This is a genomic window from Agaribacterium haliotis (assembly GCF_002312815.1).
Classification (GTDB): Bacteria; Pseudomonadota; Gammaproteobacteria; order Pseudomonadales; family Cellvibrionaceae; genus Agaribacterium; species Agaribacterium haliotis.
In genome coordinates, this window is record NZ_NKQJ01000010.1 from 1 (window position 1) to 14,964 (window position 14,964).

General features: G+C 53.1%; 13 protein-coding genes. 5 read left to right on the top strand and 8 right to left on the bottom strand.

Annotation, left to right across the window (positions count from 1 at the left end; genetic code table 11):
• Nucleotides 1-161 (bottom strand): SMR family transporter (locus CFK45_RS18905; RefSeq protein WP_414630754.1); only part of this gene is annotated, 161 nt, incomplete at its 3' end.
• A gap of 284 nt (nucleotides 162-445) precedes the next feature.
• Here CFK45_RS18905 and CFK45_RS12335 point away from each other — a divergent pair.
• Nucleotides 446-1,708 (top strand): ABC transporter substrate-binding protein, encoded by a 1,263-nt coding sequence (locus CFK45_RS12335; protein WP_096086753.1) that lies wholly within the window; start codon nucleotides 446-448, stop codon nucleotides 1,706-1,708.
• A 64-nt stretch (nucleotides 1,709-1,772) separates the two neighbouring features.
• On the opposite strand, the gene CFK45_RS12340 is transcribed toward CFK45_RS12335, so the two are convergent.
• From CFK45_RS12340 to CFK45_RS12370, 7 genes are all read right to left on the bottom strand, one after another.
• Nucleotides 1,773-1,964, bottom strand: coding sequence for a DUF4250 domain-containing protein (locus tag CFK45_RS12340; protein ID WP_204378471.1), 192 nt, complete (start codon nucleotides 1,962-1,964; stop codon nucleotides 1,773-1,775).
• A 101-nt stretch (nucleotides 1,965-2,065) separates the two neighbouring features.
• Complete coding sequence (locus CFK45_RS12345; RefSeq protein WP_096086754.1) at nucleotides 2,066-2,956, bottom strand: SDR family oxidoreductase; 891 nt, start codon at nucleotides 2,954-2,956, stop codon at nucleotides 2,066-2,068.
• 319 nt (nucleotides 2,957-3,275) lie between these two features.
• Entirely contained in the window at nucleotides 3,276-4,382 is a 1,107-nt protein-coding gene (locus tag CFK45_RS12350) for a 5-(carboxyamino)imidazole ribonucleotide synthase (RefSeq protein ID WP_096086755.1), read from the bottom strand.
• Nucleotides 4,382-4,864 carry a 5-(carboxyamino)imidazole ribonucleotide mutase gene (gene purE / locus CFK45_RS12355; protein WP_096086756.1) on the bottom strand — a complete coding sequence of 161 codons (483 nt, stop codon included), beginning with the start codon at nucleotides 4,862-4,864 and terminating at the stop codon, nucleotides 4,382-4,384. Before purE ends, CFK45_RS12350 begins: the two co-directional genes overlap by 1 nt.
• 495 nt (nucleotides 4,865-5,359) lie before the next feature.
• Nucleotides 5,360-6,364 (bottom strand): cytochrome d ubiquinol oxidase subunit II, encoded by a 1,005-nt coding sequence (cydB, locus tag CFK45_RS12360; RefSeq protein WP_096086757.1) that lies wholly within the window; start codon nucleotides 6,362-6,364, stop codon nucleotides 5,360-5,362.
• Nucleotides 6,361-7,800 (bottom strand): cytochrome ubiquinol oxidase subunit I, encoded by a 1,440-nt coding sequence (locus CFK45_RS12365; RefSeq protein ID WP_096086758.1) that lies wholly within the window; start codon nucleotides 7,798-7,800, stop codon nucleotides 6,361-6,363. The genes cydB and CFK45_RS12365 overlap by 4 nt, the downstream gene beginning before the upstream one ends.
• A 9-nt stretch (nucleotides 7,801-7,809) precedes the next feature.
• Complete coding sequence (locus CFK45_RS12370) at nucleotides 7,810-8,361, bottom strand: GbsR/MarR family transcriptional regulator (RefSeq protein ID WP_096086759.1); 552 nt, start codon at nucleotides 8,359-8,361, stop codon at nucleotides 7,810-7,812.
• Nucleotides 8,362-8,552: 191 nt separating this feature from the next.
• On the opposite strand from CFK45_RS12370, the gene CFK45_RS12375 reads away from it, so the two are divergent.
• The 4 genes from CFK45_RS12375 to CFK45_RS12395 all read left to right on the top strand — a co-directional run bounded on the left by CFK45_RS12375 (nucleotide 8,553) and on the right by CFK45_RS12395 (nucleotide 14,956).
• Nucleotides 8,553-9,524, top strand: coding sequence for a hypothetical protein (locus CFK45_RS12375; RefSeq protein ID WP_096086760.1), 972 nt, complete (start codon nucleotides 8,553-8,555; stop codon nucleotides 9,522-9,524).
• 154 nt (nucleotides 9,525-9,678) lie between these two features.
• On the top strand, nucleotides 9,679-10,239 hold the full coding sequence (locus tag CFK45_RS12380; RefSeq protein WP_158224689.1) for a type II secretion system protein: 561 nt from the start codon (nucleotides 9,679-9,681) through the stop codon (nucleotides 10,237-10,239).
• A gap of 377 nt (nucleotides 10,240-10,616) precedes the next feature.
• Nucleotides 10,617-13,586, top strand: coding sequence for a DUF1592 domain-containing protein (locus CFK45_RS12390; RefSeq protein ID WP_096086763.1), 2,970 nt, complete (start codon nucleotides 10,617-10,619; stop codon nucleotides 13,584-13,586).
• Nucleotides 13,587-13,597: 11 nt separating this feature from the next.
• Complete coding sequence (locus CFK45_RS12395; protein ID WP_096086764.1) at nucleotides 13,598-14,956, top strand: DUF1552 domain-containing protein; 1,359 nt, start codon at nucleotides 13,598-13,600, stop codon at nucleotides 14,954-14,956.
• Nucleotides 14,957-14,964: the final 8 nt, after the last annotated feature.

The following is a 14,964-nucleotide window of genomic DNA, read 5'->3' on the forward strand; positions in this document are numbered from 1 at the left end:
GGGGGGGATTTTAATACCACAGCCAAGATCACCCCGGCCAAAGCAAATAACGCCAGCGAGGCGGAGCCGGCCCACCAGTTTTGCCAGCCATTTGATAGTTTTAACAGCATTGTCGCTGCGACTTCAGCAATAATCGCCAAGCTCAACAAAAAATACAGCATGTGCTCTCCCTGCGCATTATTTATATATTAAACAAGCCTGAAATAAGGCCTGCATCTGCAAACCACCTTAAATTGATGTGTCGGTAGGTACAAGCGCAAACAAGGTAAGAGGCGCCAATGATTTCAAGGCCAGCGCCCTGCCTGCCCCTCCCTCTGGCATTAAAAATTGACTAACATATAAGTGCCGCAGGGCTGTTTTTCAGCAGCGCTAGCAGCTTCCCAGCACAAGCTAATATCAGAGCCCTTTATTACTCATACAACAAACGAGGCAAAGCAACGTCCAGATGCGCAGCATTATCGCTCTAGTTCTTATTTGTTTTAGTGTACTTAGCCAAAGCGCTCGCGCCGAGCGCTTGCAGATCGCCATGAAAGTCTACGACGGCGCCGAACGGCAGGTCTTTTCCGAGCTGATGTATGAATTTCGTCAGCAGCACCCCGGCGTAGAGATCGATATTGTTTTTTCCGCCGGCGACGCCTATCACCAGCAAATCAACGACTGGCTTGAAGGCCAAAGCGGCCCCGACTTGATGTTCTGGTACGGCGGCAGCCGCATCAAGTACCCGGCCAAGCTCGGTCAGCTAAAAAAGCTCGACAGCATTTATCAGCAGCATCAACTCGCACAAAATTTTAGCGCCTTTACTCGCGACGCCGTGAGCTACAAAGGCCAGTATTACGGGGTGCCAATCGCGTATTACCACTGGGCTTTTTATTATCGGCCCTCGCAATTTGCCAAACAGCAGTTAAGCCCACCTGCAACCTGGGCGGAATTTTTGCAGCAGTGTCGCGTGCTGCGCACACGGGGCATCGACCTGGTTGCCCTCGGCAGCAAACAGCACTGGATTACCCACGCCTGGTTTGACTACATCAACTTGCGCTTAAACGGCATCGACTTCTACCGCAACTTACTTGCAGGCAAAATTACCTACAGCGACCAGCGAGTAAAAGACGCTCTGGCAACGTGGTATCAAGCCATCGACGCCGGTTGCTTTAACAGCAACCACGAGAAACTCGGTTACGAACGCGCCTTTCCCCGTATCTACCACGGTTTGAGCATGATGAACCTGATTGGTATTCGCCCCAAAGATCGCTTGCCGAGCAGCGTCGGTGACGACCTGGCCATCGCCCGCTTCCCGCAGATCAACCCGGCCCTGCCCTGGTACGAGCTCACGCCCGTCGATGCCTTTATTGTGCCGAACTACGCTAAGATGAGTGCCGGCCTTAACGCACTGCTGCTCTATATCAGCAGTGATAGTTTTCAGCAGCGCTTTAACTATTCGATATCCAAAGTACCGGCCGCCCTAAAAGCTCAGCAACACGTTGGTAGTTTTGCCAGGCAGAGCGAAATTTTTGTCAGCGAAGCTGCCGATAGAATTCAGTTTCTCGACCGCGATAGCAACCCGCTGTTTGCCGAACAGGTACCGGACATCTTGCACGCATTTATGAAACACGGCGATATCAATAAAACCACTTCGGAACTCGAAGCGGCGCGGCGCAGATATTTTGGTGCCCTGCCCGCGGGAGACTTACAGCTCGAGTCACTCAAATAATATTGAGCGCCAAGAACACTAAAACTTGCGCCAAATAAGCAGCGATTCGAGGCGATAAAGGCAATTAACGGAACTGGTTGGCGCCGGAAAAATAATCAAAACCGGCAGCTTTTAAGTGAGCAAGCAGTTTATCTTGGTCAAGATCATAATAACTAACAAGCGAGTCGAGGCTGCCAAATTCGTCTCGCAACTTCATATTAATCATGCTCATGAGCATGGTCGTATCCATATCGTAAATTTTGGCAGGGTCTAACATAACTATCTCTCTTCACTACAACATTTGAGGTCAATACATCCAGGCTTAATAGCAGCCGCTGCGCAGCGGCGATAGCTAAAGCCGAGGCAAACAAATTCTCATCAGTGCTTAATCTCGGCCTTCTCTTCGGTCTCAGAGCTGTTTTGAGCGGCCAAATCGCGATAGTGCTGCGCCAAGCTGTGTTTACCATAACACGGCGCAAGCATGTCCATCGCCAACACAGTAAGAAAAAATTCGATCGGCCCATAGTTTTTTGAACTCAGCAACGAGCGCGATAAAAACAAAATTAAACGGCGCAGCCAATCGGGAAGGTGACTAATGCGCACCGGCTTTCCCAGCGCCTCAAACGCAAGCCGCGCAACCTCGTTTTGGCTCATAATGCCCGGGCCGCCGATATTGATATTTTTTTCTGTGCCGCTTAATGCATCAACACAAAGCTCGGCTAAATCTGCGCCGTGAATTGGGTTGCTTTTATACTCACCATCGCCAAAAAGATAGACCCGACCGCGCTTGGCCATCGCAAAAAACTCTTCCATATCGGAGAAAAAACCATTGGGTCGAATCACACAGTGCTGTATATCGGAACCTTGCAAAGCTTCAACAAAGGCTTCTTTCGCCTGAAATATTTTTAGCTGCTTGAGTTTTTCACCGTTCAGCGCAGAAACATAAATAAACTTTTTAACCCCGGCGCGCTCGGCTTCGCGCAGTAGGTTGAGATTGGCCATATAGTCAACCTGCATATAGCTCAGGCCATCTTTTTGCCGGGTGATGCCGACACAGGAAATGACAACGTCTATGCCATCACAGCAGCCGGCGATGCTTTGAGCTTCAGTCAGCTCTGCCTCAATCACATCACTGGGCCTGAGCTGAAGCTGTTCGACTTTTGCGCAATTTCGCAATACCACACGATAATAGAGCGCTCGTTTTTGTAATTCCCTGGCGATGTGACTGCCTAAATAACCACTCGCCCCCGCTAACAATATACGATCCATATACCTGTCCTTGCAGCCTTTAGCGTTCAAGCCTTAGCCCTAGCGTAAAGATAAAATCCATCGCCGCCACAGTGGCGCCGCCAAACAAAAAAAATAATTTTCAATCGCGCAGGACAATATACGGCAAGCTTGTGACAACAGCACGGCCTAGGCGCTGCAAAACACAAAAAGCTGGCGCAAAAATCATGCAGCCAAAATCAGGGCCACTAAAAAAGAAACGAAACGTAAATAAAGACAAGCCAGATCTGTCTACAAAAGACCGGCAAAAAAAAGCTCCTTTGCGTCACACGCAAAGGAGCTTTTAAGAGCATTTGATCGACTACTGTTCGCCGTAAAGGCTCAGATCGAGCGCTTCAAGTTGTTGAAGCAGGATTTGCCTATCGGCGTGCCACAGATTCACATGGCCAACTTTCCTATTTGGCCTGAGGCTTTTGTTGTAGGCGTGCACCTGCATATTACCTTGCATCAACCAACTGACCTCAACGTCTTTGCCGAGTAAATTCACCATGCCGGCATAACAGGCGGGTTTACAGTGGCCGGGTTTGGCTCCGGTAATGGCCAGTAAATGGTTCTCAAACTGCGAGCACACACCGGCGCCCTGGGTCCAGTGGCCACTGTTATGCACACGCGGCGCCAACTCATTGACCAATAAGCGCCCATCGACAACAAAAAACTCGATCGCCAACACACCAACGTAATCGAGACTTTCCATTAGCTTAAGCGCAGCATTTTTAGCTTGCAGCTGCAGGCGATCGTCATCCATCTGCGCCGGCGCAATAGAGCGCAACAAAATACCGTCGCGGTGCAGGTTTTCGGTAAGTGGATAATACGCACACATGCCCGAAGACGAGCGCACAGCGATAATCGACAGCTCTCGGCTAAAGCTGACAAAGGCCTCGACGATAATATCAAAGTTCAACTCGGTCTCAGCTAAAAAAGCCTCGAGCTGATCGGCGCTTTTAATACGCCACTGGCCGCGGCCGTCATAACCCTCTTCACACGACTTTAACAGTACCGGATAACCGAGCTCGGCCACCGCTTGACGCAGGCCGTCGGCATCGTTGGCCAGGCGATACGGCGCTGTTTCGATGCCAAGATCGCTCAGGTAGTTTTTTTCGCGGCCGCGGTGCTGACTGACAGCAACGGCATCGGGGTTTGGGTGCACCTGACAAAAAGGCTGCAAGCTGCGAAGCAACGCAGTATCGACATGCTCGCGCTCTACCGTGACAACTTCCGGCTTGCCAAGCGCGTCGTAAAGCGCTTCGCCGCGAAGCCCCGGCGTCAGCTCAACCACACTGCCGAGCCCGTCAACGCAGGCGCTGTTCTCACCCGGGTCAGCGATAAAAGAAAAGCGCATGCCCACACGCCAACCGGCCAGGGCGAGCATACGAGCCAACTGCCCGCAGCCAACAATCGCTACATGCATTATTCGACCTCCGTCGGTACCGAGGCCGTTTGTTTTTGTCGCCACTGTTGCAGGCGCTGACTTAAGGCTTCATCTTTTAAGGCCAGCATTTGTGCGGCTAATAAGCCTGCATTGTAAGCACCGGCATTGCCGACAGCCTGGCAGGCAACGGCAACACCGCGAGGCATTTGCACCATGGACATCAAGCTGTCCATACCGTTGAAGTGCTTGCTCGGCACAGGTACAGCAATCACCGGCAGGTGGGTCATCGCCGCCGCCATACCGGCGAGGTGAGCTGAGCCGCCGGCACCGGCAATAATCACCTCAATACCGTGCTCGTGCGCGCTTGAAGCAAACTCGTGTAAACGATCCGGCGTGCGGTGGGCAGAGACCACTTTTGTCTCAAACTCGACACCGAGCTCTGTCAATACCCGGGTGGCCTCTTGCATGGTTGGCCAATCGGATTGAGAACCCATAATGATGCTTACAGAGGGAGAAGTCATAGTTGTTCCAATAAAATTATTTCAAGCCAGCTCAAAGCGCCGGGATTTTACAATATAATGCGGCGTTGATCGCCATTATTTTCAATTGAATCGTTTGCATACGGCAGCAATGCAAGTCTGGCCCAGCCAAACAGCAGCAAACAAGCGTCAAACCAGAGCTGGCGACACAGGCCGAATTTTCGCTCAATCAAAGCAATACTTCAATTTTGCCTACAAAACACACAGCGCCTAAGGACTAGACTCAGCGTTTTTGCTCAAATCTTGCTGCTGGGCTAAAACCACCCTGATGCAACAAGCCAGATGGAATTACCTGGGGCAGTTAGGCTTGGCTTGTATGGCTTGGCTTAGGTAGGTAGGTAGGTAGGCAAGAGCAAATTTCATACAGATGCGGTGCAAGTGGCACCGGCTCAGGCCCGCGCGGTGAATCAGCTTAAAGCGGGCACGTACACGGCCCCACTGACTCAACGTCGTATCGCAGGGCCGGTGCCAAGGGCGCTAATAATATTTTAAATCACTGGCTTTTCCGCGAAATACCCAGTAGGCGTAAACGGTGTAAAGCAAGATGCAAGGCACCACGACGACCGCGCCATATAAAATAAAGCGCAGTGATTCGGGGGCACTTGCCGCCTGCCATATATCGAGTTTTCCGGGCACGATATACGGAAAAAAGCTGTAAGCAATGCCACTAAAACACAGTAAAAAAATCAACGCGCAGCTCAGCAAAGGTCGCCAACAGTGGCTGTCGGCCAGAACTGTCTTGTTACGCAGCAGCTTTTCATTGTAGGCAAACAGCGCAAAACACAACAGCGGCACAGGCAACATATAAAGCGCCTCGGGAAAATCAAACCAGCGCTGAAAAACATCTTGATTCACCAAAGGGTTGGTCAGCGACACCAACAGCACACCGGCCAAACAAAAGCGCCCTGCTAACCGGGCCCAGCGCCTGGCTTGCTGCTGCAGTTGCCCTTGTGTTTTATAGAGCAGCCACGCGGCGCCAATATAACTGTAGGCGGCGCAAACCCCTGTGGCACTCAACACGGCAAACAACTGGGATTTAATATCGTAGCTAAAGCCAACAATATACAAACCGAGCATATACCCCTGGCTTAGCGCCGTAAGCAGAGATCCAAATTTAAAGCAGCGATCCCACAGGCTTTGATGGGCAATAGCGGCCTTTGCGCGAAAGTCAAAGGCAACACCGCGCAAAATTAGCGCAATCAACATCACCGCCACGGGCAAATAAAAATGGTGCAAAATTTCACTGTGAGCAAGTGGAAACGCAATTAACAATAAACCGACCGCCAACACCAACCACGTTTCATTGGCATCCCAAAACGGCCCGATTGAAGCGATCATACGATCGCGTTCATCACTGTGTTGATCCCCCAGCGGCAGTAAAATCCCCACCCCCAGATCGTAACCGTCAAGTATTGCGTAGACCAAAATAGCCAGCCCCATCAGGCCGACAAAAACTATAGGCAGCGTATAAGCATCCATCAGTTGAGCTCCGTCTTAGCGGTATTCATTAGCTTTGTCTGGTTTTTATTTGACGCATGCGCCAACGCGTGTTTTGAGCCGGGTGCCTGCAAGCGCGAACCCGATGCTGGCTGTGGTGAAATATCTTGTTGTTCGTACTCTTCAACGTCAACCGCGCGCCTGGCCATCAACCTCAAGGTGTGCAAATACGCCGCAAGCAATACCACATAGACCAGTGCGTACGCGGTTAATGACAAAGCGATATGCGCACTTGGCACCGTGGTCACTGCATCTTTGGTTTTTAGAATCCCTGTCACCAGCCAGGGTTGGCGCCCTACCTCACTGACATACCAACCTGCAAGCGTCGCAAGCCAGCCACTGAAGGTCGCTGCGACATACGCTTTTAATAACCAGCGCGGGAAATGTCGCTTGCGCAAAATAAGCAAAGCGCCAATCCAACTTAAAGCAAGCATAAGCAGGCCGACGCCAACCATAATACGAAAAGACCAAAACGTCGCCATCACCGGCGGGTGCAGGCCCTCGAACTCGTTGAGGCCCAAAATCGTGCCGTTGCTGTCGTGCGTTAAAATTAAGCTTGCCATTTTGGGCACAGACACAGCGTAGTCATTGCGCTTTTCTTTTTCGTTGGGCAGCGCAAACAATAATAGCGGCGCGCCCTGTTCCGTATGCCACACCGCTTCAACCGCGGCAATCTTTGCCGGCTGGTGCTCAAAACTATTCAGACCGTGTGCATCGCCGACGTAGATCTGCAGCGGCGTTAAAATGGCCGCCGCCATCACTGCGGTTTTTAAAGCCAGCCTGGGCGCATGTTTTTTATCGCCTTTTAACAGGCGGTAGGCGGAAATACCGGCAACAAAAAATGACGCCGTTAAACCCGAGGCTATCAGCATATGGGTAAAACGATAGGGAAAGGACGGGTTAAAAATAATTTCCATCCAATCTTTTGCATACACAACACCGTCGCGAATTTCGTGCCCAGCGGGTGTTTGCATCCACGAGTTTAAAGCTAAAATCCAGAAGGCACTTAAGGTTGTGCCAACGGCAACAATCAGTGTCGCCAGCGTGTGCACAGCATTGGGCACACGATTAAAGCCAAATAACATAATACCGAGAAACGTGGCCTCAAGAAAAAACGCCGTCAACACTTCGTAGCCAAGTAAAGGCCCGGCAATGTTGCCAACGGTCTCCATAAAACCGGGCCAGTTGGTGCCAAACTGGAACGACATAGTAATGCCACTGACAACCCCAAGGGCAAAGCTCAGAGCAAAAATTTTCACCCAGAAACGGTAGGCGCGCATCCATACCTGTTGGCCACTTAAGTTAAAGCGCAACTTAAAATAAAATAAGATCCAGCAAAGTGCGATAGTAATGCTCGGGAATAAAATGTGGAAACTGATATTCAGAGCAAATTGAATTCGAGATAGGTCGAGCGCGTCCATATACATCCTCTAAGTTTTGCTGCTGCCAAGTGCTTTATCTTTTAGTTCAATTAATTTTCCCAAACCTGAGCCCAGCGTCATTAGGCTCTGTAATTGCTTTTGACTCAAGCCGCTAACGGCGTTACTCCAGTCATTTGCCAACTCTAGAAGCTCGTAGATTTCTGCCATTTTTTCGTGGGCAAAAGCATCGTTCAGATCCTGACTCGGCTCGATCAATTGCGAGCGCAGCAGGCTCAGCGTCGGCACCAATTCGCGGCGACTGCGCTCTTCAAATACCATGCGCGCCATATCCCAAATTGAGCCGGCCGCCTGGTAGTAGTCTTTTCGGTCTCCGGCCACCTTGTGCACTTTGATCAAACGCCAGCTTTGCAGCTCTTTAATGCCCATGCTGACGTTACCACGGCTGATGCCCAGCTTTTGTGACACCTCGTCGGCACTGCTCGGCTCGGGGCTAATCACAATCAGAGCCAACATCTGGCCAACCGTACGGTTAAAACCCCAGCGACTGCCCATTTCACCAAAGTGGGTAACAAAGGCCTGGGCGTGAGAACTCAGCTGCATAAAAAAACCTGCGAAATCAAAACAAAAAACTTTCTGAACTTTCAGTAATTATTGAAACCATGCCAAGAAACTTGATCTGCGTCAATAAAAATTTGTGCCTCACATCACACAGGCAAGTGCCACAATAGTACTTCGCCCCCGATTTCGGGCATGATGCGCAAACCGCTTTTTTCCAAGCTCAGGTTCAATGGATGGCCCTCGATGCGCAGTTTGGTGCTCAACACAACACAGACCCTCTACTCACCAGCCCAAGTAACAACAATAAGGCTGGCGACTCAATGACATTAAGCCCAAAACAGACGCTAAAACGCTGCGTTGTTTTTGCCGCATTTGTGTGTGTGCTTGTGGCCAGCTGTGAGCTTCTTGCCTCCCACCGTCAACAACAACTGCCGCTCGCGGCTGCCAAGCATGTTGTTGATGCCTATAAGCGCCTTAGCAAAGGTAAAAAATGTTACGAAATTCAGCCAAAGCTCAATAACAACTACCACCGCGGCGCGCTCGAAATTGCCTTGATATGTAAAGCGTTGGCACTTGGCGGCATAAAAGTTGAACCGGAATTACAGGCGCGCCCAAACTACGCTCGGGCATTAAAATCCGTCGAACAGGGCCAGGCGCTGATGGCCGCCGAATCGATATGGAGTAAAGACATTAATCGCGAAGTGCTGTTTTATTCGCGCACAGTGATTCCGCGCAATAGTTTTGAAAAAGGCCTTTACGTACTCGAGCAACACCCGGCGTTAACAAACAGCGAAAGCGGCGCGGATATCTATCACCTTCGCGGCCTTACCGTGCAAAGCTGGCGGCTGGACTGGGAGGCCTTAAGCGCCATCACCCAATTCCCACAAAGCACCATTCGCTACGACGCGCGCTTGAATATGCTCAAGGCTCAGCGCGCCGATTTTAGCCCGATGAGTTTTTCCAACAATGAAGACCTGCACGTCAACATTGACGGCAATGTCTTAAGGCCGATAGACGGCGTAAAAATTGTGCTGCGCGAAAGCCGCCGCTTTGTTATTTCTGCCAAATACAAAAACGCGCAAACGATACAAAAAGCCTTAAACAAAGGCTTAACAAAACTCGAAAAAAGCGGCGAGCTGAACCACTACCTTCGCGCGATGAAAATTTACAACCCGGCGACCGCCAGCTGGCGAATATTAAATTAAAACCGGCCTAAGAATCTCAGCTCCGCCCCGGGCCCGAACAAGCCCTTTAACAGCGCCTTTTTGCAAACCGGGCGCGAGCTAACGGTTTAGACGACACGCGCTTTCTGCTATGGTTTTGATGTCGCTCCAGCAATCGATATTAATAATTCCAACGATGGCGATTCAGACACCAAGTACTATGCAACGCTGCGCCGCCTTTACGCTGGTCGAGCTCAGCGCAACACTCGTAATTATCGGCATCCTTGCGGCAGCGATCGTGCCCAAATTTATCGACTTAAGTGACGAAGCTGACAACGCTCATATCGACACCATCGTTGCGGCAATGAAGGCTGGCGAGCAGCAAGTACTGGCCTCGTATTATATTCAAGGCGCCCCCGGCCTCGGCCAAAACGGCGCCACCGTTGTCAGCATCGACAATATTCCGGTTCGTTTTAACAACGGCCAGATACGCACAACGGAGAGTTCTGACCACGTCCCCGCTGGCACCCAGAACCGCAACTCGGCCTACTCGCGGCTATTTTTCCTATTTCTAGAACAAGCACCGGGGCCGCTGGTTAACCGCAACAGCGCGGCAACAGGCTGGGTAATGCTCGGCAATAACAATCGCTGCGCGGCCGGCCAGAACCCGAGACGCTGCTGGGAATATCGCAAAAACGGCAATCGTCTTGCGCGCATCACCTATTATCCGCGAGAGCGCAGCTTTGTCCGCGATTAAAGCCAACTGCAAACAGCAGCTTTCAAACCCAGCGCCGCAAAGCATGCGAGCCAGCCGAGCACAACCCTGCCTTAGCGCTTTATCAACCCACTCAAAGCGCCCTCGAAAACAGCGGTGATAACAGCTCGTATTGTAAGAGCTCAACCGGACTAACGTGAGCAAAGCCAGAAAAACAGAGCGGGCAGGATAAGGCCAGAGCCAAGCGCCACGGGCCTGTCAGGCCGTTTATCTGAAAACAGTTATAAAACCCGCGCCCATAAGTAAATGTGTGACTTAGTGCCAAAACGACCACTATCAATACATTATTCTTGCCGCACGCCAGTTCATGGCAGACAAATCTTAGTGCGCAATTCTTACTTTCGTGGCAAGGGGGGAACATGAAGTTCGAGCACCGGCTAATCCAGCCGTATTTTTTTTCCAATCTGAGCAAGCTTTCAGCAGCGCTGCTTACCGCTAGCGTCTTGACGGCTTGTGGCGGAGCAGCTGTCGGCACCGACACGCCGCCGGGCTCTACCGCATCGCCCAGTCCCGATGCACAACCCAGCTCAAACCCGGGCTTTCCATCGCCTGCGCCGAGCATGAACCCCGGCCAGCCAAGCCCTGGCCCAAGCATGAATCCAGGTTTGCCCAGCCCCATGCCGAGCATGGACCCGGGTCTGCCGAGCCCTGCACCAAGTATGGATCCAGGCCAACCGAGCCCCGCTCCGAGCATGAACCCGGGCCAGCCAAGCCCGGCACCGAGCACGGCGCCTACTTATACCCTTGTGTACGCCATTAATGCCGGCGCCAACCAAGCTTCCAGCTTTGACGGCATGGCCTACGCCGCCGACAGCTACTACAACGGTGGCCAGACCTCAACAACCGACAAGCGCATTGAAGACAGCGACCAACAGGCTGTTCACCAGAGCGAGCGCTGGGGCGAAAACTTCTCTTACGCCCTGCCTCTCGGTGGCGGCACCTACGAAGTCACCCTGCAGTTTGCCGAGATTTACTGGAACAACCCCGGCGAGCGTGTGATGAACGTCGACATCGAAGGCCAGCGCGTTATTTCGGGCCTCGACCTTGTCGCCCAAGCCGGTAGTCTAAGTGCGTACGACCAGGTCATCACCAAGGTTCCGGTCAGCGACGGCACACTCGATCTCGCATTCTCGGCCAGCACCGACGCGGCAAAACTTTCAGGCATTGTGGTGCGCAAGATGGGCTCCGGCTCTGTGCCCTCACCACAGCCTTCAGTTGCGCCATCTGCGGCCCCATCTAGCGCACCGAGCCCGACACCGTCTCAGGCTCCATCGATAGCGCCGTCACCACTGCCGTCGATGCAGCCATCAATGGCCCCGTCGCCAGTGCCATCTATGCAGCCGTCCATGGCCCCGTCACCAACGCCGTCGCAGCCGCCCTCAGGTGAGCTGGCCGACTACTTAGCTGGTGAAGAGGTTTACAAAGCGAGCTGTGCATTCTGTCACGGCGGCCTTGAAGACTCTGAAAAGCGCGGTGCGACAAAAGCGCGTATCGAGTTCGGTATTCAGGCCGTACCTCAAATGCAGAACATCTCGCTGAGCGATGAACAGCTTCGCGTTCTGGTGTTTGCATTAAACAACGACAAGCCCGCAGGCCCGGTCGATCCAGATCCTGAGCCACCCGAGCCAATTGATGGCGCCGAAGCCTACACTCAGTACGGCTGTACCGCGTGTCACGGCAATGACGGCCTGCAGGAATCGCAACCTATTATCTTTGCAAACTACAGCTACGAGACCTTTGTTAAGAAGATTGCCGACGACATGCCACCTAAGGATCCGGGCTCGTGTGTTGGCGAATGCGCCGAAGCCGTTGCTCAACACATCTGGGCGCTGCGACCGCAGATTTCCTGTGATACCGAGCACGTGCTGCCCCGTCGCCTGCGTCAGCTGACCAAGTTTGAATACGTCAACACCATCAACGACCTGTTCTCGCGCAACGATGCGGCCTCGCTGGCCTCAGGCGTTGGCTCCGATACCACCGTTAAAGGTTTTGACACCAACGCCGACGCCAACCGCATCACCTCGATTCGTATGGATGCGTACTGGAATGCCGCCGAGAAAATTGCCGGGGCCGCGAACTTCAGCCCTTGGTTAAACACTCAAAACTGCAGTCAGAACGGCGTTGGCGCCTGTTTTGTTGAGAAATTTGGCCGCAGCGCTTTCCGTCGCGACTTAAGTTCCGAAGAGCAAAGCCAGTACACCGACCTGTTTAACGAAGGCAGCAACGATACTGAGGGTGCTCAAACCGTAGCTCAGGCCATGCTGGTATCGCCGAACTTCCTCTACCGCACCGAACTTGGCAACGGCGGCAACCTGACTCAGTACGAAATTGCCAACCTGCTCAGCTACACCTTCTGGGGCTCTATGCCGGATGCCGCGCTGCTCGAAAAAGCTAAGAACAACGGCTTGAGCAATACCGCGGCGCTGCGCAGTGAAGTTGAGCGCCTGATTGCCGACGACAAAGCCAAGAAGCAGTTTGTGCACTTTGGCCGCCAGTGGCTCGAGCTTGAAACAGTGCAAGGCCTCGACCGCGACGCCAACCACTTCCCAGGCTTTACCGATCAAGTGGCCGAAGCGATGGACGCCGAAGTGGATATGTTCCTCGCTGAAATCATGCTTGCCGACGGCTACAACATGGGCGACTTCTTCGAGAGCGACTTTGTTTACGCAAACCAGGCGCTGGCCAACTTCTACGGCCTGAGCGGCGCCAATGGCAACAGCATGCAGAAGATCGCCAGCAACAACCAGCGCGGTGGCCTGCTCTCACTCGGCGCCCTGCTCGCCCGCAACGCCAAGTTTGACGACACCCACCCAATCAAGCGCGGCTTGGTTGTGCGCCGAAACTTACTGTGTCAGGAGTTCGGTATTCCACCTGCAGTAATCGGTGAAGTTGAGCCATTTGACCCGAATAAACCGACGCGCGAGCGCTTTGCAGCGCACACGGCAAACGAAGCCTGTGCCTCGTGTCACCAGTTTATCGACGAAATTGGCTTTGCTTTCGAAAACTACGACGCCATCGGCAAGTTCCGCAACACCGAAGGCAACAACCTGGCGATTGATGCCTCTGGCAACATCAGCGGCCTCGAGCGTATGACCGATTCCGATACTCACAGCTTTATGAACCTGCAAGACCTCAACGGCATTCTCGCCGACGAAGGCCTGAACGCCACCTCACACTGCCTGGTCGAAACCTTCCAGCGCATGTCTCAAGGTGTCGGTTCACCGGACTCGTGTACCACAGACAATATCGCTATGAAGTGGACCTCTGGCTCACTGAAAGATCTGTGGGTTGAAATTGTTGCTTCTCAATCCTTTACCAAACGTCAATAGGAGGCCTGTCGATGAAACGTAGATCATTATTAAAAGCCATTGCCGCAGGCTCTGTTACCGCCGCTCACCCGTTGTCGTGCCTGTTGGCACGCAACGCCATGGCTGCCGAAGGCGACGCACCCGTTCGCACCATCTTTTTGTTCCACCCCAACGGTGCCGTACCCGATGTGTTTTTCCCGGCCGCAGGCAGCAGCGCGCTGCCGGCGATGTCGGCGCCACTGCAGTCGGTCTATGAAAACCTGGTCTTTCTCGACGGCATCGGTTATGCCGGCGCGGCCAACACCCACGAAGGTGGCGCAGCGAAGTGCTTAACCGGGCGCATGACCTTCGACGACAGAGAGTCTTCGATCGAAGTGTTGATGGGTAAAGAAGACTGGGCCAACCGCGCAAGCACTGGTATCAGTATCCCGTCGGTACAGATGGGTGTCGGCACCATGTGGGGCAACGACGACAACAAACGCATTAGTTTTGACGGCGCCACGTCGCTCGACTCGGCCTGTGACCCGCGCTTGGTTTACCCGCTGCTGTTTGGCTCTGCCCAAGCACCGGGCACCATGCCTCCAGCTGGTGGCGGCCTTGAAAGCAAAATGCTCTCTGCTGCACGCGAAGATTTAAACCGTCTCGAAAGCTCCATGGGCAGCATCGAGCGCGAGCGCATGCAGCAGCACAGCGACGCCCTGTCCGTGCTCGAAGCCAAGTTTGCTTCAGCTGGCGGCGGTGGCGGTGGCGGCATGGCCTGTATGGGCCCGGATATCAGCGCTTCGCCTGAATCTGATCGCGCCGACACCGACGAACTGCTGTCGCAGACCGACGTGCTTGATCTTGCCTCAGACCTGCAACAGGACATCGCCATCGCCGCTTTGTCCTGCGGTATTACCCGCACAATGGCCTTCAGCTACGGTGTATCTGTATCTCCAGTGAAAGTACCGGGGGCCAACCTCGGCGATCACGATGCTTCTCACCAGAACGCCGAAACCCACACTACCAGTAAGATCTGGTGGATGGGCCAGGTTGCCAAATTTATTGAAAAGCTGAAGAACACCCCGGAAGGCAATGGCTCGCTGTTCGATAACACCATCATTGTCACGGTTTCCGACTTGGGCCACGGCAACTACCACGACCACTACCGCATCCCGATGTTTTTAGCCAGCGGCAAAAACAACAACCTCGGTTTGGTCACCGGCCGCTCGTTGGACTTCCGCCCTTACGGCACTGAAAAGCAAATCGGCGATGGTCAGCAGCACCCGACCATCAACCACACCGACGTACTGGACACCATCCGCCAGGTCGCCGGTTATACAAGCTTTACAATGCCAAACAAAGAAGGCGATATTATGGCTGCTTGGCGCGGCGGCGACGCGCCGACCTAAGCCAAAAA

What these genes read in the sequence shown, in the direction of transcription:
- CFK45_RS12335 (WP_096086753.1), top strand. Translation starts at nt 446, where the DNA reads ATGCGCAGCATTATCGCTCTAGTTCTTATTTGTTTTAGTGTACTTAGC.
- CFK45_RS12340 (WP_204378471.1), bottom strand. Translation starts at nt 1,964, where the DNA reads ATGTTAGACCCTGCCAAAATTTACGATATGGATACGACCATGCTCATG.
- CFK45_RS12345 (WP_096086754.1), bottom strand. Translation starts at nt 2,956, where the DNA reads ATGGATCGTATATTGTTAGCGGGGGCGAGTGGTTATTTAGGCAGTCAC.
- CFK45_RS12350 (WP_096086755.1), bottom strand. Translation starts at nt 4,382, where the DNA reads ATGCATGTAGCGATTGTTGGCTGCGGGCAGTTGGCTCGTATGCTCGCC.
- purE (WP_096086756.1), bottom strand. Translation starts at nt 4,864, where the DNA reads ATGACTTCTCCCTCTGTAAGCATCATTATGGGTTCTCAATCCGATTGG.
- CFK45_RS12365 (WP_096086758.1), bottom strand. Translation starts at nt 7,800, where the DNA reads ATGGACGCGCTCGACCTATCTCGAATTCAATTTGCTCTGAATATCAGT.
- CFK45_RS12370 (WP_096086759.1), bottom strand. Translation starts at nt 8,361, where the DNA reads ATGCAGCTGAGTTCTCACGCCCAGGCCTTTGTTACCCACTTTGGTGAA.
- CFK45_RS12375 (WP_096086760.1), top strand. Translation starts at nt 8,553, where the DNA reads ATGGCCCTCGATGCGCAGTTTGGTGCTCAACACAACACAGACCCTCTA.
- CFK45_RS12380 (WP_158224689.1), top strand. Translation starts at nt 9,679, where the DNA reads ATGGCGATTCAGACACCAAGTACTATGCAACGCTGCGCCGCCTTTACG.
- CFK45_RS12390 (WP_096086763.1), top strand. Translation starts at nt 10,617, where the DNA reads ATGAAGTTCGAGCACCGGCTAATCCAGCCGTATTTTTTTTCCAATCTG.
- CFK45_RS12395 (WP_096086764.1), top strand. Translation starts at nt 13,598, where the DNA reads ATGAAACGTAGATCATTATTAAAAGCCATTGCCGCAGGCTCTGTTACC.